Origin of the sequence: Pseudomonas sp. S8, from assembly GCF_050473925.1 — a bacterium.
Taxonomy (GTDB): Bacteria; Pseudomonadota; Gammaproteobacteria; order Pseudomonadales; family Pseudomonadaceae; genus Aquipseudomonas; species Aquipseudomonas parakoreensis.
In genome coordinates this window covers 6,184,096-6,211,009 of record NZ_JBFDVZ010000016.1, presented here as the reverse complement: position 1 = coordinate 6,211,009, position 26,914 = coordinate 6,184,096, and the positions used below count along the sequence as shown (strand labels likewise).

Below are 26,914 nucleotides of genomic sequence, written 5' to 3'. Positions count from 1 at the left end.
CCTTCCAGTCGTCCCGCCTCGTACCTGACCGCCAGCCATACCAGAGGCAGGTAAGCCAGGATCAGGGCGAAGGCTCCATCCCATTTGTAGAGCACTACTCCAATCGCAATAGGCATTAGCCAGAGCAAGTTGATCAGGCAGACGGCAAGCGCGACAGGCATATGACCGCCATGCGACCGGGAAGCAAACTGATAGGCATGGCTCCGGTGCGCCTCGTAAACCTTGTCGCCGCGAAGCAGACGCCTTAACAGCGTGAAGGTGGCATCGACAATAAACACCCCTAGCAGAATGAGCCAACCCCACAGTAAATCAGGCGCGATCCAAGCCGCCTGTAGAGACAAAAGTCCCAACACGACACCCAGAAAACCACTGCCTGCATCCCCCATGAAAATCTTCGCCGGCGGAAAATTCCAACACAAAAAACCCGCTACGCAAGCAGCAAGAAGGACTGCGGGCCATGCAAGATCAGCGTTACCGCTGAACCAATAGATAAGCACGCCGCCGAAACACACGGTGATCGCCTCAAGACTGGCAATACCGTCGATACCGTCCATGAAATTATAGAGATTCAGCATCCACACCAGATAAACCACAGCCAGAAAATGCCCGATCCAGCCTGGATCAATCGAGAATCCAAACAAGGCAAAGGGCGCGAGCCCCCCCAGCCAGTAAACTCCCCAACCCGCACTCAGGAAATGCGCCAGCAATCTCCATCGCGCGGCAATATGGCCATGGTCATCCAGAAACCCGATCACAGCAGTGACCGAACCCGCCCCTAGAAAAGCAATAAAGGTATCAGATGACATCAATCCACAGCCATATAGCATACAGAGCGCTACAACATAGCTCAGCACTATTGCCACTCCTCCGCCGCGCGGAGTCGGGACTGAATGAGAGCTGCGGTCATTCGGCACATCCATGAGGCTTCGCGCCAGCGCATAACGCCTTAAGCCTGCGGTCAGGGCGAACGAAACTCCCACCAACAATGGAACAATCCAGTAGAAGTTCATTACTTTTGAGATTCCAGATAGGCTTGCACGGTCGCGTTCAGTCCTTGATCGAGGCTCATTGGAGGCACCCACCCCAAGAGTCGTAAGTTTTTGCTTATATCAACCTGAAGAGAACCGAAAAGTCGCTGGGCAATGGCCTCCCTGCCCAGGAGCTTTGCCCCCAGACACATAAAAGCCACCGGAAATGGCAACAGCCTCGCGGGCTTATTCAATGCTCGACCGATTTTCATCAACAGCTCTGTTGTGGATACATCCTCACCATCGCTGGCAAGAAAAGTCTGATTGGCCGCTGCTGGATGAGAGAAGCACGTCAGTATCAGATCGATCAGGTTATCCAGGCTCACCAGACTACGCTTGTTGACGATCGCACCAAATGGCAACGGAACTCCCCGGTCCAGCCAGCGGATCATACTTAAAAAGTTCGCTTTCACGCCCGGCCCGTAAACCAGTACGGGCCTGATAATAACAAGTTCCATTGACGTCGAAGATACCAACTGGCGAAGAGCTTCTTCAGCTTCACACTTGGAAATGCCATAGGGATCGACGGGGGAAAAGGGATCGTCTGCCGTAAAGGCTCTGCCAGGAACAGTAGACTCCCCGTTCACTTTGATTGAGCTGATGTAAATGAATCGACGGACCTTCGCTTTCACGGCCTGTCGAGCCAGGTTCAGAGTGCCCTCGACATTTACCAAGCGAAACTCGGTCAAGGGATCGCCCGACTGCTCGTCCATCACGTGAACCCGTGCTGCGGCGTGCACTACAACGTCGACGTCAACCAGAGCAGCCTGCCAATCAACGGTTGGAGTCAGGCCAGGAACATTGAACGCGCGCACTGACGCAGGCAGGCTTTTGCAGTCACGTCTTAATGCCGTGCGCAAGGAGTATTCTTTTTGACTTGCCAATGTCCTTAACAGGGCGCCGCCCAGAAAACCCGAACCACCTGTAACCAATACGGTGCTAGCGTTCATCTATCTCATTCTTAAATAGCAAAATCATCGTGATAGCAACCCTGGTCCCACACCTTCGACATATCGCGCAGTCTGCTGTGATCGCGAAGCATCGTCCTGGGCAGCAAGCCAATGCACTGAACACGCGAAACCGAATGGATTTGTTGTAGGGCAACGCCTGAGATCTGTCGTCTATGGCGGCCATGATACCTGTAAACCCGGACCATGCTTTTCAGCCATAAAAATGACGGATGCACATGCTACCTGATTGCCCCCTGTCCGCCGGTCAATATCCCTGCGCAGATGCGGCTAAGCACTACTAGGGCAAAGTAATTTTCGCTACAATGCCCGTTTTGACTTTGGTCATCCAATGTTATTCCGAGGCTGACTCGCGGTTAGTGCCCTCGCCACGGATTTTTCTGACCAACGAGTCATTTATTCGCAACGGAGTGCTAGGTGCATAGCCCCTCAACATCAGATTCTAGCGTGGACACTCACCCGGCAAACCAACTCGTGAAGTCAAATTGCTTCCACCGCTCATTGTCCAAGCGTGTCGCAATACTTATGTGCACGTACAACGGTCAACGTTTTCTGGCTGACCAACTGGCCTCCATCGCAACCCAGACTCACGAAAACTGGATAATTGCCGTATCCGACGACGGATCAACCGATCAGACCCTGGACATTCTCGCGGCGTTTTCCGAAGGATTGAAGACAGCAGACAGTGTCCGCGTGTTCCAGGGTCCCAAACGGGGGTTTGCCGCCAATTTCCTGACTCTCACCTGCAACGAGGCTGTTCAAGCGGATTTTTATGCATGGTCTGATCAGGACGATATCTGGCTGGACACCAAACTCGAGACAGCTCTGGACTGGCTGCAAACGATTCCCACGGATGTTCCGGCACTTTACTGCGGGAGGACCCGCGGCATGAACTCGCACGGAAAGCCCATGGAATGCTCACCACTTTTTTCACGTCCTCCGGCGTTTGCCAATGCATTGGTACAGAGCATCGCGGGAGGCAATACGATGGTGTTCAACCATGCAGCACGCGAATTGATGCGCATCGCAGGCGATCATCTGGAGATCGTCGCGCACGACTGGTGGGCCTATCTTCTGGTGACCGGCGCTGGCGGCAAGGTTGCCTACGACGCACAACCTTTCGTTCTGTATCGTCAGCATGAAGACAACCTGATCGGGGCCAACTCCGGATTGAAAGCCCGGTTTTCACGGTTTCGCCAGATGCTCAAAGGACGCTTTTCGAACTGGAATGAACAGAACATCCATTGCCTGACTTCGGCGCACGCACTGCTGACTAATGAAAACCGGAAAAAACTTGAATGCTTTCGCCTTGCGCGAAAAGGCAACTTGCCGCGCCGCCTTCTTGGACTGCTGCGTGCCGGTGTCTACCGCCAGACACTGCCAGGTAACATCGGACTTCTCCTCGCAGCCATCGTGAAGGGTATTTGACCGATGACAACCAATCGAAAGCTTCACCGTGATGGCAACGGTGTATTCGTCAAATCGGGTTTCAGTCATTGCGCTGCACCCATCGGCTACTTCCAGTCGCCACCTTCAAGCGAACTAAATAACGTCGCTCGTACAATCTATCAACTTACCGAACGGCCTCCATTGGAGCTTTTGCCTTGAACATGCATGATTCATTTCCAACGTCGCCTTTGCGAATGCTGATCAGCGCAATTAAAAATCGCCAACTGATCATGCAACTGACGAAACGAGAGATTTCATCTCGTTATCGCGGTTCAGTGGGGGGCGTAGCATGGTCATTTATCAACCCGCTGCTATTGCTCGCTATTTATACATTTGTCTTTTCAACCGTATTCAATGCGCGCTGGGGCGGCAGCGGTGCGGCCACCGGGTCCAAAGTCGACTTCGCGCTGATTCTGTTTACCGGCCTGATCATTCATGCGTTCTGCGCAGAATGCATCAACTCGGCACCCAAACTGATCACTGGCAACGTCAACTTTGTAAAAAAAGTCGTTTTTCCGATTGAAACCCTCGCTCCGACCTCGGTGTTGAACGCCCTGTTTCACCTGTGCGTCAGCCTGTCGGTGCTGCTGGCAGCACAACTGGTGTTCAATCACTCGATTCCGCTTACTGCGCTGTTTTTCCCGATTGTTCTGATACCGCTAATCCTGATGGTGATAGGCCTATCCTGGATCTTGTCCGCACTCGGCGCATACATACGCGATATTGGCCAGGTCACGGGCATGGCCGCCACGGCACTGCTGTTTCTGTCGCCGGTTTTCTACCCGATCAGCGCCTTGCCTGAAGAGTACCGCGGCTGGCTATATATCAACCCATTGACCGCTGTCATCGAAAATGGCCGCGCAACCCTGTTGTTCGGCCAGATCCCTGATATGCACACACTTGGCACGAGCTATATCGTCGGCATTGTTATCTGCTGCCTCGGCTTTGCATTCTTCCAAAAAACTCGCGCAGGCTTTGCTGATGTCCTCTAAAGATGTTGCCATTCGCGTCAATGACCTCTCCAAGCGTTTCAACATGTATGAGAAAGCGCACGATCGCTTGCTTCAGATGATCTTGCCATCAAAGAAACTTCACCATGAGTTCTGGGCTCTCAAGGACATCAACTTTGAAGTTGCACGCGGCGAGTCTGTCGGCATCATCGGCAAAAACGGTTCGGGCAAATCCACACTGCTGCAGATTATCTGCGGCACACTGACGCCGACCTCGGGCACGGTAAATGTCGATGGGCGCATTGCCGCGCTGCTTGAGCTGGGCTCAGGTTTCAATCCGGAATTCAGCGGGCGGGAAAACGTTTATCTCAACTGTGCGATTCACGGCCTGAGTCGCAGCAAGACTGACGAACTGATGGATGACATCCTGTCGTTTGCAGACATCGGGGAATTCGTCGACCAACCCGTAAAGACTTACTCCAGCGGTATGTTCGTGAGGCTGGCATTTTCTGTCCAGGCTAATCTGAAACCTGAAATCCTGATTGTCGACGAAGCCTTGGCGGTCGGCGATGCACTGTTTCAGAAACGCTGCTACGAACGAATCGAAAAGCTCACCAGCAATGGCACAACCCTGCTGTTCGTCTCCCACGATGAAGAATCGGTGCGGACCCTCACGCAGCGGGCGATCTTTCTTTCCAATGGGAAAATTGAAAGCATCGGGTCTTCGGCCGACGTCATCCTCGATTACCGCAGGAACCTGCACGAACAGGAAAGTCTTTACCTGCAACAGTTGACGAAAAACCTTTCCGACAAGGCTGCGCAACATCAGAAGGACGATAACAAGACTGCCAAGACCGAATCGAAAACTGCAGACCGGTTCTCCTTCGGTAATCAGGATGCCGAGGTTCTGGATGTGCGCGTGTTGAACGCCGAGGGCGAAGAAACCCAGGTTTTCTATGCCACACAGACGTCTGTCATTCGCGTGTCCTTCCGCTGCAACGTCGATCTTGACCACCTGAATGTGAGCCTACGTCTTCGCAACAAGGAAGGCGTCAAGATTTACTCCTGGGGCACGCTAAACCAGGACATGGCCATTGCCGCCAATCTGGCGACGGGCGAGACCTTCTGGACCAAGACATTCACTGCCGGCACCGAGTCCTCTGTTGATTTTCAGTTTGAATGCAGTCTGGGCGCCAACCTTTACGAAATTCAGGCTGCCATCTCCCAGGAAGGCAAACCTTACTACGCCGAACAACGCATTCTTCACTGGCGTGACGAGGCGGCATTTTTTACGGTGGCTACCAAGCCCCGCGAATACCATTTTGGCGGTGTCCTCGACCTCCGCATGAAAGCAATCGAACTCAAGGGCTGAGCCAATGACTATTTCCACCACAAACATTTGCTCGGCATCACTGACGGCAGGGGAACGCCAACAACTGGTCTCGCAGGTACTTTCAGCCTGTGGTAACGGCAAAGTGCTACATATCGGCCTGCCTGATACAGAGTTGCTGCGGGCCTTCCTGCTGGCGGGTGTGCAGGCGTACAACGTCTTCCCGGGTGCTGAAACCGAGTGCGGCAATGCACAGCTTCCAGGACGGTTCATTGCATGGGACGGTGCTGACCTGCTATTGGACGACGAGAGTTTTTCGACGGTATTGATCACTCATGCCGACGACGCTGCTCTCTCCCTCGAGCGTTTGGCTGTCGAAGCGCCAAGAGTCTCGAAACGCAACATCTTCCTGTTTCTGGACACCAGCTGCGAACCCGACACAAAAGAAGCCCGCAAAGCTTGGGAAATGCTGTTCTTCGAAAACGGCGTACGCAAACACCCTGCCTACTATCGCGTCAACGATTACCAGTCTCTGCAATATGAACAAGGCAAAATTGCCATACCGCTTGAGAAGCTTCCCAAGGAAGCCGCCACCGTTTATCCATTGGAAGCGCTGAAAGACGAGCGCGACCTGCACATGGACATGACGCGCGAGCCTGGCAGTCGCTCCGATGGCCATATCATTCGCTATCTCCTGGCCAGTCGCTATGTGCGCAACGGCGACCGCATCCTCGACGCGGCCTGCGGACTAGGTTACGGCGCCTATACTTTGTTCAACTGCTCGGACGCCAGTTCGATCCTCGGCGTTGATGGCAGCAACTATGCAGTCAAATACGCTGAAAAAAACTTCTCTGCGGTCAATTCGCAACTCACCTTCAAAGAAGGCTGGCTGCCGGAAGCGCTGAACGATATTCCGGATAACTCGATCGACCTCATTACCTCGTTTGAAACCTTGGAGCACGTACCGGATCCGGTTGGATTGCTGGCAGAGTTCTACCGGGTCCTAAGCCCGTCCGGGCGAATCGTACTTTCCGTTCCAAATGACTGGTCAGACGAAACCGGAGAAGATCCGAACGAATTCCACTTTCACGTCTACACGTGGGAGCGCATCGTTAAAGAACTGGAAAAAGACTTCATCGTCGAAGCGGCTTACGCCCAGACAGCGGATCAATACAAACCGAAAATCAACAATGCTTACGAGTGGGCAGTCGGCATTCGCGAGCTGTATGAAGTAGACCCCAAGACATTGATCGAAAAAGATCCGTCTTGTGAATGGTGCCTTCTGGTCGGCATGAAATCGCCGACACTTGGCGCAACCGTGCCTTACCGCGAAACCACCTACGATCTCTATCCTGAAAACCCGGGATGGAAGGTCACGCGTTTTGACGACTATGCCAACCCCTGGCTGGTGAAAGGCCTGGTCACGATCGGTCATCGCATCGAAGACACTCAGAAGCTGCTCGAGCTTGCCCGCGAAGTCGCCGCTCAAGCCCCGGAAACCTCACCTGACCTGGGAGCGGCACTGTGCATTCAGGCTTACCAACTGCTGCAGGCATCCACACTGACGGTGAGTCAGCTGGAAGTGTTTGCAAAAGATTCTGACGCTTACATGAATCAGGCGGATCATTCACCGCAGCAGTTGCGCTGGAAAGTATCGATATCGTTCGTTATGGCCCAACTCTGGCAGGCCGCAGGCGACACTGATCGCGCCATTGATCTTTATAAAACTTGTGTGGCCTATGACTGCACTCAATACAGCCCGACTCTGATTACCAAGCAAATCAGGTCCTACCTGAATCTGGGTTTGATCGAGTCCGGCAAAAGAAATAATCAACAAGCAGCGTTGTATTGGCGTACAGGTGTCACCAGTGCAGAAAAGGCCCTCGCCATCGATTGGTGCGCCTCATTGGGCTCGCTCGAAAAACCGACCGATTTTGGTATGTCCGAACTGGGCGCCATTGTCGAACTCGCTTCTTCGTGCGCTTATGCCTTGCGATACGTTTCCAACATTGAGAATCGCACCCCGCAATGGTGGCATCAGCATCTTCGTGACCGCGACTCTCAACTGTCGAGAATGCCAGGTATCGTGGCGGAAACCGCGCGACTGAATCGGGTGGTCATCGACAAAGATGCGACCATTCAGTCTGTGATCACGCAGACCGAGGTCGCCGTACAGGCCGCCATCACCAAGACTGAGGCAGCGTTTCACTCTGCGATCACACAGACGGAAGAAGCGTTCGTGTCCGCCATCTCGCAAACCGAGGCAGCGTTCCAATATCTCATCAACAAAACAGAGGCGGTTGCTGAGTCCGCCATCAATCAGAGTCAGAATCTGAACTCCACGCTGAATGAAATTAATGACGCCCTGCAAGAAGCACTGGCTGCCTCTGAAGCAAGACAGCAGGAGATCAGCGCCCTGAACCAGCACCTGGAACAAAAGAACGCCATCGTGCAACAGCTCAACGTTGAAGTCGCACATCGCGAGCAACGGCTACAAGCCATCGGCCGGAGCCGACTGTTTCGTTTGAGTCAGGCATTTGCAGCGCAACCCAACGATCTCAAGAAATACTTGCGCATCGCCTACATGCTCGCCTCCCTCGTGACCCCTGCCCCCGCACGTCGCTTGCTGAGTCCGACCGTCTCGGCCTTGAAGAAAAGCCTGAGAGGCCAGCCACCAGCTATTGTGTCGAACACTGATGCGCCCACCGACATCAGTGAAGATACTTACATCGTCAAGCAGCCAACCAGTGTGAATGCTGTCCGGCCGCGGGTGCTGCATGTCATCGCCAACTTCATGACCGGCGGCTCCTCACGCCTGGTGGTGGACATCTACGAATACCTGGGCGTCCGGTTCGAGCAAAGTATTCTGACCAGCCATGCGCCGATCCCCGCCGCGTATTCGGGCATCACCATCAAGGAAATCAAACTGTCTGCAGACGAGATGCCTTTTGTCGAGTACCTGCAAGCACTACAACCAAATGTCATTCACATGCACTACTGGGGCGACTGTGATGAACCCTGGTATGACCAGACCATGCGTGCCGCGCAACAATTAGGCATTCCCGTCATCCAGAACATCAACACACCGGTTGCGCCTTACTTGTCGCCCTCCATCAAGCGTTACGTATACGTCAGTGATTACGTTCGCAACGTTTTTGGACAAGCAGAAGCACCGAATGCAACGGTTTATCCCGGCTCCGACTTCTCGATGTTCAAAGCCGATGCGCCCAATCAGACTGCTACCGACACGATCGGCATGGTTTACCGACTGGAAACGGACAAGCTTAATGCTGACTCCATTACTCCATTCATCAAAGCCGTACAGAAACGCCCGCAGACCCGCGTATTGATTGTCGGTGGCGGAAGTCTGATGGAGACCTTCAAGGAAGCGGTGAACTCGGCAGGCGTATCAGACAACTTTGAGTTCACCGGTTATGTCGCCTACTCGCAACTGCCGGACTTGTACCGCCGCATGAAGCTGTTTGTTGCGCCGGTCTGGAAAGAAAGCTTCGGCCAGGTGAGTCCTTTTGCGATGCGCATGCATGTTCCGGTTGTCGGGTATGACATCGGTGCAATTGGCGAGATTGTCGATGACAGCAGCCTGCTCGCCCCTTACGGCGATGCGGACAAGCTCTCTGACATCATCGTAGATCTGCTGAATGACAGTGCTCGTCGCACCTACATTGCCGACCGTCACAGCGAAAGAGCCGAGGCTCACTTCTCGATCCAGGCAATGATTGCGAGCTACGACCAGATCTATGCCGAAACCCTGGCGGAAACCAAACAATGAAAATCGTTTTTTTTGTGCACTGCTTCTTTCCGGATCATTTTTACGGAACAGAAACCTATACGCTGGAACTGGCAAAGAACTACCGCAACTGGGGTCACGAGGTAGTCATCGTCAGCGCCTTGTTCCAGGGCGAACCGGCGGCAGCAGAACTGATCACTCGATATGAGCATGAAGGCTTTGAAGTTGTCCTGGTCGACAAAAACAAAATCCCTCACGTCAATATCAAGGAAACGTACTACCAGGCGGAGATGCGTCCGGTCTTGACCGATATTCTCGCCGACTTGAAACCGGACATCGTTCACGTCACTCATTTGATCAACCACACCAGTGCCTTGCTCGAAGCGACCAAGGCCTTGGGCATTCCGACCTACGCAACTTTCACGGACTTCTTCGGTTTCTGCCTGACCAATAAACTGGAAGCAGCCGACGGTGCACTGTGCGCAGGCCCGTCCAGAACTCGCAGCAACTGCGTGGCCTGCTACTTGAAAGAGACTGCGCGCACGTCGAAAGAGGGCTGGATCAGATACGCGAACAATGGCACGTCAGCCAAGCTCATCGCCAGCGCCGTAACTGCTCTGCGCAAAATGCCGGGCGTGAAAAACAGTGTGTTCGATCAAACGATCGACTACATCGCGGAGCGTCCGGACATTCTTGGAGCTCTTTACAACGGCTCCTACGCAGGTGCCGTCGCGCCAACCACCTTTTTAAGGGAAGCCTATGTCAACAACGACATCAAGGTACCCATGAAAACCTTGTGGTTCGGCATCGATGTCGATCGCACGCCGAAGCCGCAGCGAGACGCCGAACACATTCCAGTGATCGGTTTCATCGGCCAGATAGCACCGCACAAAGGTACAGATCTGCTGATTGATGCCTTCAATCGCCTGCCAAAAGACAGTGCAAGATTGGTGATCTATGGTCCAACCGACCAGGACCCGGCGTACATGGAAGAATTGAAAGCCAAAAGCTCCGGCACGCAAATCGAGTTCCGTGGCGTTTTCGAGAGCAAGGATATGGTCAATATCCTGCGCGATATGGACACCTTGGTAATCCCGTCACGCTGGTATGAAAACAGCCCACTGGTGCTGCTGAACGCTCTGGCCACCCACACCCCTGCCTTGGTATCGGATGTGCGCGGCATGACCGAGTTTGTAGAGGCCGGGATAAACGGAGAGATATTCGATCGCGGCAGCGCCGAAGATCTTTATCGCAAGCTGTCAGCCTGGGTTGCCAACCCACAAGCCCTTTACGATCTCGCGAAAACCACGAACTACGAAAGGACGCCGGAAATCATGGCCCGAGAGACATTTGCCATGTACTCAAAGGCAACTGAATCAGCCTGAGGATTGTCTACCAACGGCGTGGCCAGGGACGGCCACTACCGGATTTGCCCCCCATACTGTTTTAGAGTCCACCTTCTCCCCGACAGACAGTTGCTGAACGACTAGAGCGCTCAACGCCCGTCGAATGGAAGTCTATCCATCGGTCTGCACAATCGGAACCATCAAAATGCATGAAACAATTCATCACCATGCAATCTGATAAGCCATTGGCCATCGGCAAGCGCATCCTCTTGTGCGTTCACCAGTTTTTTCCGTTTTTTTCTGCGGGAACAGAAGTCCTGACTCTATCGACGGCTCAAGCGCTAAGAGCACAGGGCCATCAAGTCGAAATCGTCACAGCAAAACTGGACGATACCGAGTCGCTAGAGCGTTCAACATACGTATACAAAGACTTTACGGTGCATCAATTCAACATTCCCTATGCACCGGGAAGGTTCTCCAGCACCCGAATGATCGACGAGTACCACAATGCTTCCATCTACCAGCCATTCAGAGTCCTTCTTGAACAACTCAAGCCGGACCTGGTGCATTTTTTTCATCTGAAGAACCTGACGATCGCAGCACTGAACGCTTGTTTTGACGAGAAAATCCCGACGGTCTATACACCGACCGACTACTGGATAAGCTGTCGATCCTGCCAACTAGTAAAGCCATGGGGAAAGGCTGAATGCACAGGCCCGAACTTGCTGGCCGGAAACTGCTTGAAACATGTCGCCATCAATAACAAAAAGGGAGTAACTCGTACCCTGCTGGCATTGACACCTCAATTAATTTTTTCATCTGTTGCCCTGACCACCTCAACCCTTATCAACACTTCACTGAAACGACTTGTTTCCCCCTTGGTTGATTTGAGCAATAGAAAAAAAGTTATTACAGAAGCGCTATTAAAAGTCGACAGAATATTGCCGCCGACATTATTTATAGAAAACTTATTGCTCCAGACGGGACTTTCACAAAGCAGAATCCAACGCCTGAGGTACGGTATTCAATCACCACTAATTCACCCTAAAGAACCGGACCTAGCTGCACCAACCAAAACAACTGCAACCTTTGGCTTCATCGGTACGCTGACGGAACATAAGGGCTGCCATATTTTCATGCAGGCGATCAAATCGCTGCCGCACGTCAATGCCCGTTTTTTAGTTTACGGTGACAAACAACAATATCCGGAATACTTCAACACGCTCAAATCCATTATCCAGGAAGATAAGCGCGTCCGATTCATGGGCACTTTTCCCCATGAAAATATTGGCAACATCTTGAGTTCTCTGGACGCGCTGGTCATACCCTCAACATGGAGAGAGAACGCACCGCTTGTGCTATTGAACGCGTTGGCTTGCGGCACACCGGTCATTGCCAGTGATGTAACGGGCATAACGGAGTACTTGGGCAAGGACGACAACGTAGCAGTATTTGAGCCCGGTAACGCCCGACAACTGGCACAACGAATGGAGTCTCATCTTGCAATGGTAAATGACCCGGCCCACAATCAGGATCAAGGAAGGATGGCAGGTGAATCGCTAGATGCCTATGTGAATGTACTTTCAGGCGTTTATGCCGAACTCATCAAATCCTCATGAATAATTGGAATAAATCATGAAATACGTAATTTTTGGCGGTGGTGGGTTTATCGGTTCTGCGATCGCGGACAAACTGCTGGAAGAAGGGCACAGTCTTCGAATTTTCGAACGCCCTCGCGTGCCACCTTACAGAGCATTCGAGCCCCACGAAAGCGTTGAATGGATCTCGGGAGATCTGCAGAGTAAACACGACCTTGAAGAAGCGATCACTGGCGTCGACGGCGTGCTCCATCTCGTTTCCACTACCCTGCCAAAATCTTCCAACGATGATCCCATTTATGACATTCAGACCAATGTCATCGCCACATTAAACATGCTTGACGTTATGGTTGAACAGAACGTTCAGCAAATTGTTTTTATTTCATCAGGCGGAACCGTATACGGCAAACCTGTACAGTGCCCCTTGACTGAAGAGCACCCGACAAACCCTGAAGTCTCATACGGAATAAGCAAGCTGACCATTGAGAAATATCTCTATCTGTACAGCAAGCTTCATAATATAAAGCCGGTCATTCTGCGTGTCGCCAACCCGTACGGTGAAAGACAAAGAATCGAAACAGCTCAAGGCGCTATAGCCGCTTTCGTCAGCCGCGCAACCGCCGGCCAATCAATCGATATCTGGGGCGACGGTTCGGTGACTCGCGACTATATATACATAAAAGATATCGCGAATGCATTTTCGAAAGCACTGAAGTATTCAGGGCCAAAAACCGTTTTCAACATTGGTTCTGGCGAAGGTACTGCGCTCAGTACTCTAATAGAACTTATCGAAAAAATTACCGACACGCCTGTCGCGAGAAACTTTCTTCCAGCGAGACCATTTGACGTCCCCGTTAATGTGCTGGAATGCTCTCTTGCTGAACGGGAACTGGGCTGGAAAGCAGAGTTTAACCTTCAGGAAGGCCTGAAGCGCACCATTGCCTGGTATATCGAAAGCAAGCGCTCAACAAAGTAACCGGGTAAATTTGCCTTCCATATCATGGGGGAGCGACAAGCTCATCAGGCTTGTCCTTTCCCAGTCCAAACCGATACGGGCCACTGGCGAAGTCAATGTCAGGGGCACGCTCAGCACAACTATTCAGAGCGGCGGCAACCCGTTCTGAATCAGCACCCTCGCCCTGCGATCTTTAAAACGCCATGACATAGCGATACCATACGCCCCCCTTTTTTTATCCTGGTAGGAATTGTGAACGTTAAGCACAAATTGGACGCGCTGACGTCCCTGCGATTTTTCGCTGCTGCGATGATCGTGCTTACCCATGCGCACCCGATATTCGGGTCATTCGGGATTGCCGAGGCTGCTCCTCTGGGTCAGGGCGTTTCATTTTTCTTCGTGCTTAGCGGATTCATTCTGGCGTACAACTATAAAGACTTTTCAAAGGACGGGTCGATCAAGAGGTTTCTGGTTGCCCGGTTTGCCCGGGTCTGGCCGCTCCACTTAGTGACATGCATCATTTGGATAGGCCTGATTTTCCATTTTGACCGGTACACCTACTTTGGTGGCGAGACAGGCATGCTGCGCCTGATTTCAAACCTGACACTGGTCCAATCATGGATTCCACTGAAACTATGGGCCCTGTCATTCAATGGCGTGGCATGGAGCATTTCCAACGAAATGTTCTTCTACCTTCTGTTTCCGCTACTCATCGGGTTGTGGAGCAAACACTGGGCCAAGCTGTTTTTTGCTGCAACCCTGGTTGTCGTGGCATTTATCTGGGCCGGTAACGCCTTGGAGTTGAAGTCTACCGACAATTACAACGGCGTCAGTTTGCTCGGAACCCTCTATTTCAACCCGCTGGTCAGGGTATTTGAATTCATGTTTGGTATTTTCCTGGCCAAGGTTTTCATGACGCCAGCGATTCATGAGTTCAAAGCCAGTCAATTGGGCTGGCTGTATTTAGAGTTGATGGCACTTGGCTTGGTCGTCGCAGGCATGTTGCTGGCTGGCAACCCTGCACGTATCGCCGATACATTTGGAACCGCCGCCGGTTACTACTTCCAGCGGGAGGGTATCTGGCTCATTTGGGGAACGTTGATCCTCGTCTTTGCACTGAGCAAAGGACCGATCGGGTCACTGCTCTCGACCAGACCGCTGGTGTTTCTGGGGGAAATCAGCTTCTCCCTTTACCTCGTTCACGCGATTCTGATCACATTCATTGAGCCATACACCGCAGCGATCAAGCCGTATGGGCTGACTGGGTACGCAATATTCTGGATAGTTGCGCTCACATCATCGGCACTCCTCTATAAAGGCATTGAAGACCCTTGCAGGCATCTGATCATGAATGCCTGGGATCGCCGTCACGCCTCCGTGAAGGACAACCTCAGATCCAGTTATGGTCCAGTTGCGATCAGTTGCGTACTGGTGCTGATTGCCACTGTCGCAGCCTTCCACTTGAACAGGTTCTGAACATGAAAAAGTATTGGTTGCTCCCCGCCATAGCAATAATTGCCATCACCACCAGCATGGTTTACTCCATGGCAAGCATTGAAAAGTCAAAATCGGTCGATGGCAAAGTGATCTTCATCGACGGCACGACGATTTCCAATCTTAGCTATCAACCCACTGACACAGAGGACAAGCATAAGGTTGTATTTTTCAAGCTTGTCCCCGGAACGCAGTCTGGCCTAATTTTCGCCATTCACCTGAATGACTCGAATCAAAAAATACTCATCAACGCGGGTGATTTCCCCCTGGCAAAATATTGCCAGGGGGAAAAAATTCTCGAATGCAGATTCCCTATCCCTGATAAATCACTTGAACAATCCGAGACGCTGGGCATTGCCGCCTATGCGATTCCCGGCCAATTGATTCAGATTCAGGAAGGCAGGGCGGACTGGGATGACCATCGCGCCATTTTCCCAACTCGCTAAAACAACGCGATGGCGTGCTGCCCATCAGACGCCTCGATCTTGCAAGCACCCGTTCCTGAGCGGGTGCGCGCTTGATTAGATCACCGCAGGAGCTCCTGGCCACGCAATCAAGTCGTCCTGAATGGATTCGCGAGGAAGCTTCCCGCAATGTAAAACAGCAGAAAACGCACAAGCATTTACAGATGAGACCGAGACCCGACGAAGGACAGAAAAAATCTGAAGTACCCTTCAACCCATGAAAAAAAGCTCTGTTCGTGCTATGTTCGCGCGCTTAATGAATACCCGCTGGCCTTACTGATTGATTGTCGCCCAGCGGCGCTGTTCTCCTCGACTCACTACGCTGGGACAAGCCTTAATGCTGGCCAGCACTCAGGGAAGAACCCTCGTGACCGGCTCAGCTCCACCCCTTGTCGTTGACCTCGACGGCACTCTGTTGCGCTCCGATCTGTTGCTCGAAACCGGTATGGCCTTCTTGCGCAGTCACCCACTGCAATTGCTCAAGCCATTCAAATGGTTGGCCAACGGCAAAGCCACGCTGAAATCAAAGCTGGCCAATGCGACTCATATCGATGTCAACGTTCTTCCATACAATCGGGAAGTTATCGCGCTGATCGAAACCGCCCGCAGTGCAGGTCGTTCGGTAGTGTTGGCAACTGCAAGCCATCACTCATTGGCCGAGCGCATTGCCGAGCATCTTGATTTGTTCGACAGCGTGCTGGCGTCCGACGAAAAGACCAATCTGTCGTCCCACCGCAAGCGAGATCTGCTGGTCGAGCATTATGGCGAGCAAGGCTTCGACTATATCGGCAACTCCCATGACGATATCTCCGTCTGGGCCGCAGCACGAATGGCCTACGTAGTCGATCCGGAGTCCGGCGTCGAGCGTCGAGCGCGAGCTCAGGGCAATGTCGAACAAGTCATTCGCACCGCACCGTCGGCCATCAAGGACTGGACCAAAGCACTGCGCCTGCATCAATGGATGAAGAACCTGTTGATTCTTGCTCCGATGCTGGCTGCGCATCAGTTGACCAATTTGAACATGCTCTGGCAGAGCCTTATAGCGTTCCTGCTTTTCGGTCTGTGCGCTTCCAGCGTTTACCTGCTCAACGACCTGCTGGACTTGGCGGACGACCGGCATCACCACTCTAAACGTCATCGCCCGTTCGCGTCGGGACGACTGTCCATAAAGTTCGGACTGTTCGCGTTTCCTCTTTTATTGATCACCGCGTTCACAGGTGCGGCGCTATTACTCCCCTGGGAGTTTTGTGGCGTACTGGCAGCCTATTACATACTCACGCTTGCGTACTCATTGTCACTGAAACGGCAAATGGCCATTGACGTCATCGCGCTGGCCTTGCTGTATACAATCCGGATTATTGCCGGCGCCGCGGCCCTGAACCTGGAACTGACCTTCTGGATGCTGGCGTTTTCGATGTTCATGTTCCTGAGCCTCGCGCTGGTCAAGCGTTATGCCGAGTTACGTGAAGCCCGACGCAAGGGGCATACGGAAAAAACCCGCGGCCGCGGTTATTACCCCGACGACCTGGAGATGATTTCATCCCTGGGCGCCGCATCCGGCTACCTCGCTGTGATGGTACTTGCGCTGTATATCCATGATCAGGGTACCGTCGCACTCTATGCCCGGCCCCAACTGATCTGGCTGGCGTGCCCATTGTTGCTGTTCTGGATTACCCGGATCTGGATGCTCACCCATCGCGGACAAATGCACGATGACCCTGTTGTATTTGCCGTACGCGACCGAATCAGCCTGGTGGTAGGGGCGCTGTTCTGCCTCGTGTTCTGGGCAGCATCATGAGTGCACCGCTGTTTTCCTGGGGCCTCTATCCTGAGGCCCCACAGACCGCTCACGGCTGCACCTGGAAAAGCGAAGTACCTCAGCAACTGGACTGCCTGAATTCCGAGTTCGGTAGCACCCTGGCATACGGCAATGGCCGTAGCTATGGCGATAGCTGTCTGGCCGACAGCGATCACGTACTGCACATGCGGACCTTGAATCGCTTTATCGAAGTCGATTGGCAACGGGGTGTGGTGACAGCAGAAGCAGGCATCACGCTCGCCGAAATCCTCGCCGTTGCCATCCCGCGGGGCTGGTTTCTGCCAGTAACACCGGGCACTCAGTTCGCTACGCTGGGGGGCGCGATTGCCAATGACGTGCACGGCAAGAACCATCATGTGCGCGGCACCTTCGGCAATCATGTGCGACGTTTGGGTTTGCAACGTTATGATCAGGATCTGCTGACCTGTTCGCCGGTCGAAGCTCCCGAAATGTTCGCGGCCACCATCGCTGGCCTGGGTCTGACAGGAGTGATCACCTGGGCCGAGATCCAATTGATACCGATCAAGTCCTGTCAGATCGACAGCAGCGCGGTACGTTTTGACAATCTGGCGGATTTTTTCGCCTTGTCCAAGGAACTGGACCACCAGCACGAGTACAGCGTCGCCTGGATTGACTGTCTGGCCAAAGGTGCGCAAGCCGGTCGTGGCGTATTTTTTGTGGGTGATCATGCGGAATATGGCGCTAAAACCGTCGAAGAGCGCAGCAAGTTGTTCGTGCCGATCACACCTCCGATTTCGTTGATCAACAAACTTTCGTTACATACGTTCAATGAAGCGTACTGGCGAGTGCATCCCGCCACACAGACGCGCAAACGGGTGAATTACGAACCCTTCTTTTACCCGCTTGATCGAATTGATCACTGGAACCGGATCTATGGTCGCCGTGGCTTCCAGCAGTACCAATGCGTGATACCTCAGCCAGTGGCAGAGGTCGCCATTGGCGAACTTCTCAGCGCTATCGCACAATCAGGCCAAGGTTCCTTTCTGGCCGTGCTCAAGCGTTGCGGGGAAATCACTTCGCCAGGCTTGCTGTCCTTCCCGATCCCGGGAACCTCGCTCGCCCTGGACTTCCCTCAAAACAAACACTTGGCCGCTCTGTTCGCACGCCTCGATGCCATCGTGCACGACGCGGGTGGACGACTCTATCCGGCCAAGGATGCGCATATGAGCGGGAAAGATTTTCGTCAAGCCTATCCCGCCTGGGAGCGACTGGAAGCCCTTCGCGATCCCTCCCTGATGTCCCGCTTCTGGAAACGAGTGACAAAATGAAACGAGTTTTGATTGTTGGAGCCACATCGGCCATTGCTACTGCGTGTGCCAGAATCTGGGCAGCCCAGGGCTGCGAGTTTTTCCTGGTCGCGCGCAACGAAGAAAAGCTGGAACAGACCCGCGCAGACCTGAGTGCTCGTGGTGCAAAATCCGTCACTATTCACATCATGGATGCCAACGACTTCAACGCGCATCCTGCGATGATCGACAGCTGCCTTGCTGCGCTGCACCAGATCGACATCTCCCTGATCGCCCACGGCACGCTGCCAGACCAGAAAGTCTGCGAGCAGGATGTCGATGTGGCTCTCAAGGAGTTTGCTAACAACGGCACATCCGTAATCGCTCTTTTGACCCTACTGGCCAATCAGTTTGAACGCCAACGCTGCGGTACGCTGGCTGTCATTTCTTCGGTTGCCGGTGATCGCGGACGTCCGTCCAACTATCTGTACGGTGCGGCCAAGGCTGCGGTATCGAGTTTTTGCGAAGGCCTCAGAGCGCGCCTGTTCAAAGTTGGCGTACATCTGATCACCATCAAACCCGGCTTTGTGGATACCCCGATGACTCAAGGGTTACCGCTGCCTGCTGCGCTCGTAGCCAAACCCGAACAGGTGGCCAAGAGCATCGTCGCTGGTATCGAACGCAAGACTGCCGTCCTCTACACCCCCGGGTTCTGGGCACTGATCATGCTGATTATCCGATGCGTGCCTCAGGCAGTCTTCAAGAGGCTGAATCTTTGAGCGAGGGCATTTATCTATCAGGCTGGAGATACAGAGCAGTCGTTCTGTCGATCGTCGCATCAGCGCTGGGCTATCTGGGGTTTTCCTTGTGGGGCGGATGGGAGGCGGTCGTCAATGCCGTCGCCCAAGTCGGTTTAATGGGCGTCACCTTGGCGCTGTCGATGTCTTCGCTGAACTACGCCATAAGGTTTCTCAGGTGGCAGATTTACCTCAAGGCGCTCGGCCATCCGGTGCCCTGGCGTCCGAGCCTGAAAATCTACCTGTCCGGCTTTGCCCTGACCACGACCCCCGGGAAAGCGGGTGAAGCCATGCGTGGCGTACTGCTTAAACCTTTGGGCGTGCCCTATGCGAAGAGCTTTGCGGCATTCTTCAGTGAACGGCTCAACGACCTGTTTGCCGTAGTGCTGCTTGCACTGTTCGGCCTGACACTTTACCCACAAGCGCTTCCTCTGATTATCGCGGGGGTCGTACTGGTCGGTGTGGTCTTTACCGGCTTGTCGCAGCGCAAGCTCATTGTGTACATGACACAAAAGCTCCCTCGCGAAGGCGGCAACCTTAAAGCAATGGCCCGTCATCTGCTCAATGTTCTGCTAGAGGCACAGTTGTGTCACCGACCACTGACGCTGCTGATCGCCACTCTGCTGACCGTGATGGCCTGGGGCGCAGAAGCGTTTGCCTTCTATTGGATACTCAATGCAATGGGGGCGGAAATACCGCTGACTTTTGCCATATTCGTGTATTCGGTTTCCATGCTTGCCGGAGCCCTCAGCTTCATGCCTGGCGGTCTGGGAGGCGCTGAAGCAGTGATGGTCGCCTTGCTCGTGTGGAAGGGCATGCCCGGCTCCGATGCTGTCGCTGCAACAGTGCTCATTCGGTTGGCCACCTTGTGGTTCGCTGTGGGAGTCGGTGCATTATTCCTGACCACCAGGAATCGGACCGAACTTCCCACCCAAAAAACATAATTTATTAATTCAACGACTTCTTTCAGGAGCGATTCATCATGGGCGGTCAGGGGCAATTAGCGCGCAAAGGCCTTATTAGCGCGATCATAGTCATCGGACTATTGATCGCAATGGCGATTGCGTACTACTTACGAAATCAGAATTACTCTGTCGATGACTCTTTCATTACCTATCGTTATGCCTTCCACCTGTCACAGGGTGACGGCCTGGCTTTTAACGTTGGGGAAAAGTACTACGGCACCACGGCAGCAGGTTACGCAATCGTTCTGGCTACATTCAACAAACTTGCATCGACCCTTCATCTGGATTTGTCGACTCAAAATATTTCGGTCGCGATCTCTACCCTGGCGCTACTCATCACGTCACTGTTCGCTTTTTGTATCTCTGCCAGACGCAGCTCGCCTGCCACGTCAGCACTTATGACGCTGGGGCTGGCAGTCTCCCTGTTCACCGCTTATTCGTTCAATGAGGTCGCAGGCCATGAAACCTATGCGTTCCTCGCGCTTGCTTTTGTAGGCGTTGTCCTCGCCAGCTATGAAAAAATGCTTGCGGCGGGAATCATTGTAGCCATTGCGACTACCTTCAGGCCCGACGCTGTGCTTTTCGCACCGATCATTTGCTGCGCCTACATGCTGTTCAACAATCTTGGCCTACGACGCGCGCTCACCAACAAACAACTGATTCAGTTTGCGTGTGGCTTTTTTCTGATTGCAATTCCATGGTTGCTCTTCCTTTATAGTTACTACGGGCGCATATCACCGGGAACAATGGATGCAAAAAAAGCGCAAATACTTATTGGCGGTTTCCCGACCTACAACCTTAAAAGCATCCTTGGTTATGTATCCGGCAGTATCAGCTGGATCGCTGGTGTAGCGATTTCAGTAGGTGTTGTTCTTTTCGGAATAAACCTGTTCAGCTCGAAAAAACCGGCCCCAACGGCATTCATCGAGAAACAACATTCCTTTATCGGGACATGCTGGCTGGTATTTCTGGTCATCAGCATCGGTTTTTACATTTCAATCAACGTAACGTTCTGGAGATGGTATGGCATCCCGGCCGTTTTTTCGTTGATGATTATCGCTTTTTGCGGCTTCTGTGCACTGGCCGGCAAGAACAATGAAACCCAGACAACCAACGCCAAACCCGCCCTGTTCATTGCATTGTGCGCAGCAGTCCTGCTGGTGGCCAACATTGCGCATATCAAGTTCTGGCTAACCAGCGAGAACGTGAACCCACACACCAAAGCCTATTACGACATTGCGCAATACCTCAAAAAAGCAGAGCCCGATGGCACGGTTATCGAAATGGCCGAACCGGGCTCCTTTGGCATGCAACTGGGTCCAAAATTCACGGTTGTGGATGAACTTGGGCTTATTAGTCCTGGCGTCGCAACTGCATTGCTGAAGGGCGATAAAACTTATACAAATCGAACATACAATCCGAAATACATCGTATGTAGCTGGGGCAGTTCTTACAGCGCCTGCACCATCCCTGAAATCATCATGAATTATGACTTCGTGGGCGAGTTCGATGCCGATTTCTGGACGAAACTTCTCGGCCGCGGCGCTAAACTCTATCGCAAGAACACCTCGAACCTGCTGCCTATCGGGCAGTATGTCAGTGACCCGGTGCTTGGAGACAAATACGGCATCGTCCGCCAAAACACCGAGCGCCAGACATTGTTTGTGCATCCAGGGGACACACCGACCTCCTTTAATCTGGAAGTGTCTAGCCTCATCACCAGCCCCGGCAAAACACTGCCAGTAGTGGTCGCCATCTCCAAAGGCGTTCCCGACAGCGCAGTGGCCAGTGGTGGAGCGACCGCCGGCGTAACGATCTATCTGGATGGCAAAATTTTCAAGGAAAGAAGTGTTATCAAAGTGGGGACTTCGCTGTCTGTCGACCTTCCTTACTCACAGGGCCGACCTTACAGGTTCTCCGTAGATAACAACGGAATGTCCAACAACAACTGGGTTGATCTGTCGGCTAGCTATTAAAGAGACATCAAGAAACTCTCCGTTTTTTGAAACAGGATCAATTCCGGGTGTGAGTGGAAAAACACGCCATCGAGAGGTTATCAGTTGACCTGATAACCTCCGCTGCCAAAAAAACGCTTTAAGGCACTGACCGCACGCTGCAGTGACCTCACTTCCCAAGAATCCTCGATAGGTGGAAATGCATCTATCGAGGATTTTTCATTCTGGGCAACCACAGTGTTTCGGTAGCAACCCACTTATCGTGGAAACGCATCAGGCCTTTCCTTGGCCGGGTACGCAGGCATGTGCCCATCATTGAACTGATGAGGTCGCATGCATTTTTATCGATAAATGAAGGGAAGGAGATAGCGCTTTGAGAGTACTAGGCCACTGATACATCTCAAGGCTTGAAAGACGTCGCTTCGCACCTGACAGACAGGCTCTCACTCACGCGAGAGACGTCTCGTTGAACCTTACTTTTTCGCAGCGGTGATAGTGCTATCAGCACACTGTAGAGGCTGCCACATTGCTGCATTGATCCAGCAAACACAGAAGAATAAAAACTTGTCACGCGCCCGCCGCCGACACTTCAAGGCACTCATTGAAAGCGATAGAAGCTGCAGCCTGCCCAACGCCCGCCATTGCAAAACAAAGGGGTGCACATCCAAACCAACCAGCGATACGATGAGTTTGACTTGAGAGAACCACCATCCGTTGTTAATGCTTTTGTACCGCGAAACAAGCGACTTTATTCCGGTATTAGCGCCGACCTGATTCCTCTCATGCTGGCGATAACGCAACGTTGAGCGAGAGTCGATAAACCATTTATATCCCGCACTGCGCGCAAAGGCATAGACATACCAATCGTGCAGCGACACAGACTGAAGCCTCTCCCAAGTCTGAAGCATTAATGCCTTCAACGGGTCGGCGACCTTGCGGCTCATCAGATAAGTACAGCCGGGACCAGCGGCCTCAAATAGATAATCCCACTCCACCTGAGACTGCGCCTTGTCCAACAGAAGCGTTTTGCCACTTGGCCAGAATGCGGTGACATTACTGGAATACGCATCAACACCATGACTATGCAGCATCCGGACAGAATGCTCGAGCTTGTCTGTATCCCAGATATCATCCTGGTCAGAAAACGCAACATAGTCATAACCGTCGAACGCGACGTCACGAATCAGGCGGAAAAAATTGCGAGCAGCGCCCCCGAACACCTCGGAGACAGGCAGAAGAACTATTTCGGAATACTTCGCAGCAGTCGCGGCGCACCACTCCTCGGTACCATCAGTGGAAGGGTCGACGCTGATGTAAATCGTCAAATCCACCGCCGTCTGGCGGCGAATTGACTCAATTTGCTCTTCTAGCCAGCGCACACCATTGTAGGCCGCCAGCAAAACAGCGATACGGGGTTTTACTGGCGTTTGGTTTTGGCGAGCACTCACAAAACATCCTTTGCATCAAATCGCCATTTTCAGCGATTAGTTGGCTCCAAGAGTTTCTGCAAGTACTGGCCATAACCAGTCTTCTTCAGCGCATCGGCTTGGGCACCGAGTTGCTCAGCAGTGATCCAGCCGTTGTGGTATGCGATCTCTTCCAGGCAAGCCACCTTGAGGCCCTGACGCTGTTCGATGGTGTGTACGAAGTGACTGGCCTCAAGCAGCGAATCGTGCGTGCCTGTATCGAGCCAGGCAAATCCACGACCGAGCATTTCAACACTCAGCGTCTTTCTTTCAAGGTACGCACGGTTGACGTCCGTAATTTCCAACTCACCACGCTCAGATGGCTTGATGCCCTTCGCGATCTCGACAACATCGTTATCGTAGAAGTACAGCCCGGTCACGGCGTAGTTGGATTTAGGCTTGAGCGGTTTCTCTTCAATACTCAGAGCACGGCCCGTTTCGTCGAATTCGACAACACCGAAACGCTCCGGATCAGACACGTGATAACCGAAGACCGTAGCGCCTGTTTGCTGAGTGCTCGCAGAACGCAAATTGTCCGAGAAGTGCTGCCCGTAAAAGATATTGTCACCAAGAATCAGGCAGCAAGGATCTTTGCCAATGAACTCTTCACCGATGATGAATGCCTGGGCCAGACCGTCGGGACTAGGTTGTTCTGCATAGGTCAGCTTGATCCCGTAAACGCTTCCATCACCTAGCAATTTGCGAAAACAAGGCAAATCTTCCGGCGTGGAGATGATCAGGATTTCGCGCATCCCCGCGAGCATCAACACGGACAGCGGATAGAAGATCATCGGTTTGTCGTAGATCGGCAGCATCTGCTTGGAAACGCCAAGGGTCAGCGGGTGCAGGCGTGTACCCGAACCACCAGCGAGGATGATGCCTTTACGATTTGTCGTGGTCATTTGTTCAGAACTTCCCTAAGCATTCGGTTCACACCACTTTGCCAATCCGGCAAGTGTAGATAAAATTTGGCACGTAACTTCTGGGTATTAAGACGTGAGTTCAGGGGACGTTGTGCAGGAGTCGGGTAAGCAGTCGTGTCGATTGGATTGACGGCCGTTACTGCAAGTTTTTCCCCATTGGCCTGAGCGAACGCAATGACATGAGCCGCATACCCATGCCAAGACACTTCGCCGCTGGCCGCCAAGTGATAAACACCTGAAAGTTCCGGCTGCTGCAACGCCTGACGAATAGCCAAAGCGCTTACATCCGCTATCAGATCAGCCCCTGTCGGAGCTCCGATCTGGTCCGCGATAACATTCAACGTTTCCCGATCCTTTGCCAACCGCAACATCGTCTTGGCGAAGTTGTTGCCGCGCGCTCCGTAGACCCAACTGGTCCGGAAGATCAGATGCTTGCAGCCCGACGCAATGATCGCCTGCTCGCCTGCCAGCTTACTCGCACCGTACTGATTCACCGGGCCGACAGCATCCGTCTCCAGCCATGGAATGGAACCAATACCATTGAAGACATAATCGGTTGAATAATGAACCAGCCAGGCATTCAGAGCAGCGGCCTCTTCGGCCAAGACCTGCATCGCTTGGCCGTTCACAATGAAGGCCAGCTCAGGTTCTGATTCTGCCTTGTCGACTGCGGTGTACGCAGCGGCGTTGACGATGACATCCGGCTTGATCCGTCGGATCGTCGCACGCACGGCGGCCAGATCGGTGAGATCACCACACAGCCCGTCGGCAGTCTGGCGATCCAGCGCAATCAACTGACCAAGCGGCTCGAGCGAGCGCTGCAGCTCCCAACCTACCTGACCGTTCTTACCCAGCAGAAGGATTTTCATGCCTTGTTCGAGCGATCCGCATAGTTCTGATCGATCCACTGCTGGTAACTGCCGCTCTTCACGTGCTCAACCCACTCAGTGTTGTTCAGATACCATTCGACAGTCTTGCGAATACCGGTCTCGAAAGTTTCTTCCGGAGTCCAGCCCAATTCGCGCTGAATTTTGCTCGCATCGATTGCGTAACGCACGTCATGTCCAGGGCGATCTTGGACATAGGTAATCAGGCTGGCATGAGGACGATGGGACGAATCAGGACGCAACTCATCAAGCAGCGCACAGAGGGTGTGCACCACTTCGATGTTTTGTTTTTCGTTATGACCGCCAATGTTGTAAGTCTCACCAATTACACCTTCAGTGACGACTTTGTACAACGCACGAGCGTGATCTTCGACATACAACCAGTCACGTACCTGATTACCTTTGCCATAAACCGGCAACGGCTTGCCTTCCAGTGCATTGAGAATGATCAAAGGGATCAACTTCTCAGGGAAGTGGCAAGGGCCGTAGTTGTTCGAGCAGTTGGTAACCAGTGTCGGCAGACCATAGGTGCGTGCCCAAGCGCGAACAAGGTGATCAGAGCTAGCCTTGCTGGCCGAGTATGGCGAGCTTGGCTGGTAAGGTGTGGTCTCGGTGAAGAGGTCTTCCGGACCTTCGAGGTCTCCGTAAACTTCGTCAGTCGAAATATGGTGAAAGCGGAAACTGGCTTTACGCGCATCATCCAGCGCTGCCCAGTAGTGGCGGGCAGCTTCGAGCAGCGTGTAAGTACCGATGATGTTGGTCTGGATGAATTCGGACGGGCCGGAGATCGAACGATCGACGTGGGACTCTGCGGCCAGGTGCATGATTGCATCCGGTTGGTGCTCACGCAGGACACGGTCAACCTGATCACGATCGCAGATATCGACGCGCTCGAAAGCGTAACGCGAGTTCTGGCTGACTTCTGCCAAAGACTCCAGATTGCCGGCGTAAGTCAACTTATCGACATTGACGACAGAATCAGAAGTATTGGAGATGATGTGACGGATGACTGCCGAGCCAATGAAGCCGGCGCCGCCGGTAACTAGAATTTTCACGCGAAACGATACCCTTGAGCTGCGGACAGCGCTGCCTGCGAGCGCGGTCTAATCCATGAATGCAGAAGCCACCATCAGTTGGCATCCGTCAGAGTCAGTCTGAATCGACATGCATTTAGACATGATCGAACAAGGGTGCATTTTACAGCTTAATGATGGTTTTACTAATGGATAAAGACAGGCCAAGGCGCAAATTCGACAGATGCCGTGCGCCTGTCGCTTTCAGACCAGTCGTTTGCGCGCTGCCCTGGACGAACGCCCCAGAAACCAGCCCAATACAGGACCAATCATCATGCCGATCAGCAATGCCAACACAACAACAACCGACACGGGCAACTGCGGCCCGGAAAAGCCCATAAACAAAAGCGAAACCGACTGCTGGTTCTCGAGCACAAACGCAAGAATTGCCAACACCAACAATAAAATGAAAACGCCAAGAAGTATGCGCTTGAGATTACGCATGAGTTACT

21 protein-coding genes are annotated in these 26,914 nt (G+C 52.9%); 14 read left to right on the top strand and 7 right to left on the bottom strand.

Annotated elements, in window-relative coordinates:
- Positions 1–1,010, bottom strand: a 1,010-nt coding sequence (locus tag AB1J88_RS29310) for an MraY family glycosyltransferase (protein ID WP_430292649.1), incomplete at its 3' end; no start/stop codon positions are given.
- Positions 1,010–1,978, bottom strand: a complete 969-nt coding sequence (locus AB1J88_RS29305; RefSeq protein ID WP_430290008.1) for an NAD-dependent epimerase/dehydratase family protein — start codon at positions 1,976–1,978, stop codon at positions 1,010–1,012. The genes AB1J88_RS29305 and AB1J88_RS29310, both read right to left, overlap by 1 nt.
- Positions 1,979–2,521: 543 nt before the next feature.
- On the opposite strand from AB1J88_RS29305, the gene AB1J88_RS29300 reads away from it, so the two are divergent.
- The 14 genes from AB1J88_RS29300 (at position 2,522) to AB1J88_RS29235 (ending at position 22,134) form a co-directional block, all read left to right on the top strand.
- A complete protein-coding gene (locus AB1J88_RS29300; RefSeq protein WP_222018736.1) occupies positions 2,522–3,424 on the top strand; it encodes a glycosyltransferase family 2 protein in 903 nt (300 codons plus the stop codon).
- A gap of 176 nt (positions 3,425–3,600) precedes the next feature.
- Positions 3,601–4,437, top strand: coding sequence for an ABC transporter permease (locus tag AB1J88_RS29295; RefSeq protein ID WP_430290007.1), 837 nt, complete (start codon positions 3,601–3,603; stop codon positions 4,435–4,437).
- Positions 4,427–5,767 (top strand): ABC transporter ATP-binding protein, encoded by a 1,341-nt coding sequence (locus AB1J88_RS29290; RefSeq protein ID WP_430290006.1) that lies wholly within the window; start codon positions 4,427–4,429, stop codon positions 5,765–5,767. Before AB1J88_RS29295 ends, AB1J88_RS29290 begins: the two co-directional genes overlap by 11 nt.
- Positions 5,768–5,771: 4 nt before the next feature.
- Positions 5,772–9,515, top strand: a complete 3,744-nt coding sequence (locus tag AB1J88_RS29285) for a glycosyltransferase (RefSeq protein WP_430292648.1) — start codon at positions 5,772–5,774, stop codon at positions 9,513–9,515.
- A complete protein-coding gene (locus AB1J88_RS29280) occupies positions 9,512–10,858 on the top strand; it encodes a glycosyltransferase family 4 protein (protein ID WP_430289989.1) in 1,347 nt (448 codons plus the stop codon). The genes AB1J88_RS29285 and AB1J88_RS29280 overlap by 4 nt, the downstream gene beginning before the upstream one ends.
- A gap of 170 nt (positions 10,859–11,028) precedes the next feature.
- A complete protein-coding gene (locus tag AB1J88_RS29275; protein WP_430292647.1) occupies positions 11,029–12,438 on the top strand; it encodes a glycosyltransferase in 1,410 nt (469 codons plus the stop codon).
- Between the two features lie 16 nt (positions 12,439–12,454).
- Positions 12,455–13,393, top strand: a complete 939-nt coding sequence (locus AB1J88_RS29270; RefSeq protein WP_430292646.1) for an NAD-dependent epimerase/dehydratase family protein — start codon at positions 12,455–12,457, stop codon at positions 13,391–13,393.
- Between the two features lie 231 nt (positions 13,394–13,624).
- A complete protein-coding gene (locus AB1J88_RS29265) occupies positions 13,625–14,848 on the top strand; it encodes an acyltransferase family protein (RefSeq protein WP_430292645.1) in 1,224 nt (407 codons plus the stop codon).
- 2 nt (positions 14,849–14,850) lie between these two features.
- Positions 14,851–15,312, top strand: coding sequence for a hypothetical protein (locus tag AB1J88_RS29260; protein WP_430289986.1), 462 nt, complete (start codon positions 14,851–14,853; stop codon positions 15,310–15,312).
- 358 nt (positions 15,313–15,670) lie between these two features.
- On the top strand, positions 15,671–17,128 hold the full coding sequence (locus tag AB1J88_RS29255; protein WP_430292724.1) for a UbiA family prenyltransferase: 1,458 nt from the start codon (positions 15,671–15,673) through the stop codon (positions 17,126–17,128).
- Positions 17,125–18,438 (top strand): FAD-binding protein, encoded by a 1,314-nt coding sequence (locus AB1J88_RS29250; RefSeq protein ID WP_430292644.1) that lies wholly within the window; start codon positions 17,125–17,127, stop codon positions 18,436–18,438. The genes AB1J88_RS29255 and AB1J88_RS29250 overlap by 4 nt, the downstream gene beginning before the upstream one ends.
- The gene (locus AB1J88_RS29245; protein WP_186613832.1) at positions 18,435–19,175 is read left to right on the top strand and encodes an SDR family oxidoreductase; all 741 of its coding nucleotides are present in this window, start codon (positions 18,435–18,437) and stop codon (positions 19,173–19,175) included. The genes AB1J88_RS29250 and AB1J88_RS29245 overlap by 4 nt, the downstream gene beginning before the upstream one ends.
- The gene (locus AB1J88_RS29240; RefSeq protein WP_430292643.1) at positions 19,172–20,137 is read left to right on the top strand and encodes a lysylphosphatidylglycerol synthase transmembrane domain-containing protein; all 966 of its coding nucleotides are present in this window, start codon (positions 19,172–19,174) and stop codon (positions 20,135–20,137) included. The genes AB1J88_RS29245 and AB1J88_RS29240 overlap by 4 nt, the downstream gene beginning before the upstream one ends.
- A gap of 38 nt (positions 20,138–20,175) precedes the next feature.
- Complete coding sequence (locus tag AB1J88_RS29235) at positions 20,176–22,134, top strand: hypothetical protein (RefSeq protein WP_430292642.1); 1,959 nt, start codon at positions 20,176–20,178, stop codon at positions 22,132–22,134.
- A 452-nt stretch (positions 22,135–22,586) separates the two neighbouring features.
- Here the strand turns inward: AB1J88_RS29235 and AB1J88_RS29230 are convergent, their stop codons facing one another.
- The 5 genes from AB1J88_RS29230 to AB1J88_RS29210 all read right to left on the bottom strand — a co-directional run bounded on the left by AB1J88_RS29230 (position 22,587) and on the right by AB1J88_RS29210 (position 26,906).
- The gene (locus AB1J88_RS29230) at positions 22,587–23,561 is read right to left on the bottom strand and encodes a glycosyltransferase (RefSeq protein ID WP_430292641.1); all 975 of its coding nucleotides are present in this window, start codon (positions 23,559–23,561) and stop codon (positions 22,587–22,589) included.
- A 29-nt stretch (positions 23,562–23,590) separates the two neighbouring features.
- Positions 23,591–24,481, bottom strand: coding sequence for a glucose-1-phosphate thymidylyltransferase RfbA (rfbA, locus tag AB1J88_RS29225; RefSeq protein WP_027612427.1), 891 nt, complete (start codon positions 24,479–24,481; stop codon positions 23,591–23,593).
- Complete coding sequence (gene rfbD / locus AB1J88_RS29220; protein ID WP_222018729.1) at positions 24,478–25,371, bottom strand: dTDP-4-dehydrorhamnose reductase; 894 nt, start codon at positions 25,369–25,371, stop codon at positions 24,478–24,480. Before rfbD ends, rfbA begins: the two co-directional genes overlap by 4 nt.
- A complete protein-coding gene (rfbB, locus tag AB1J88_RS29215; protein WP_027612425.1) occupies positions 25,368–26,444 on the bottom strand; it encodes a dTDP-glucose 4,6-dehydratase in 1,077 nt (358 codons plus the stop codon). Before rfbB ends, rfbD begins: the two co-directional genes overlap by 4 nt.
- A 222-nt stretch (positions 26,445–26,666) precedes the next feature.
- Entirely contained in the window at positions 26,667–26,906 is a 240-nt protein-coding gene (locus tag AB1J88_RS29210; protein ID WP_222018727.1) for a lipopolysaccharide assembly protein LapA domain-containing protein, read from the bottom strand.
- Positions 26,907–26,914 lie beyond the last annotated feature (8 nt).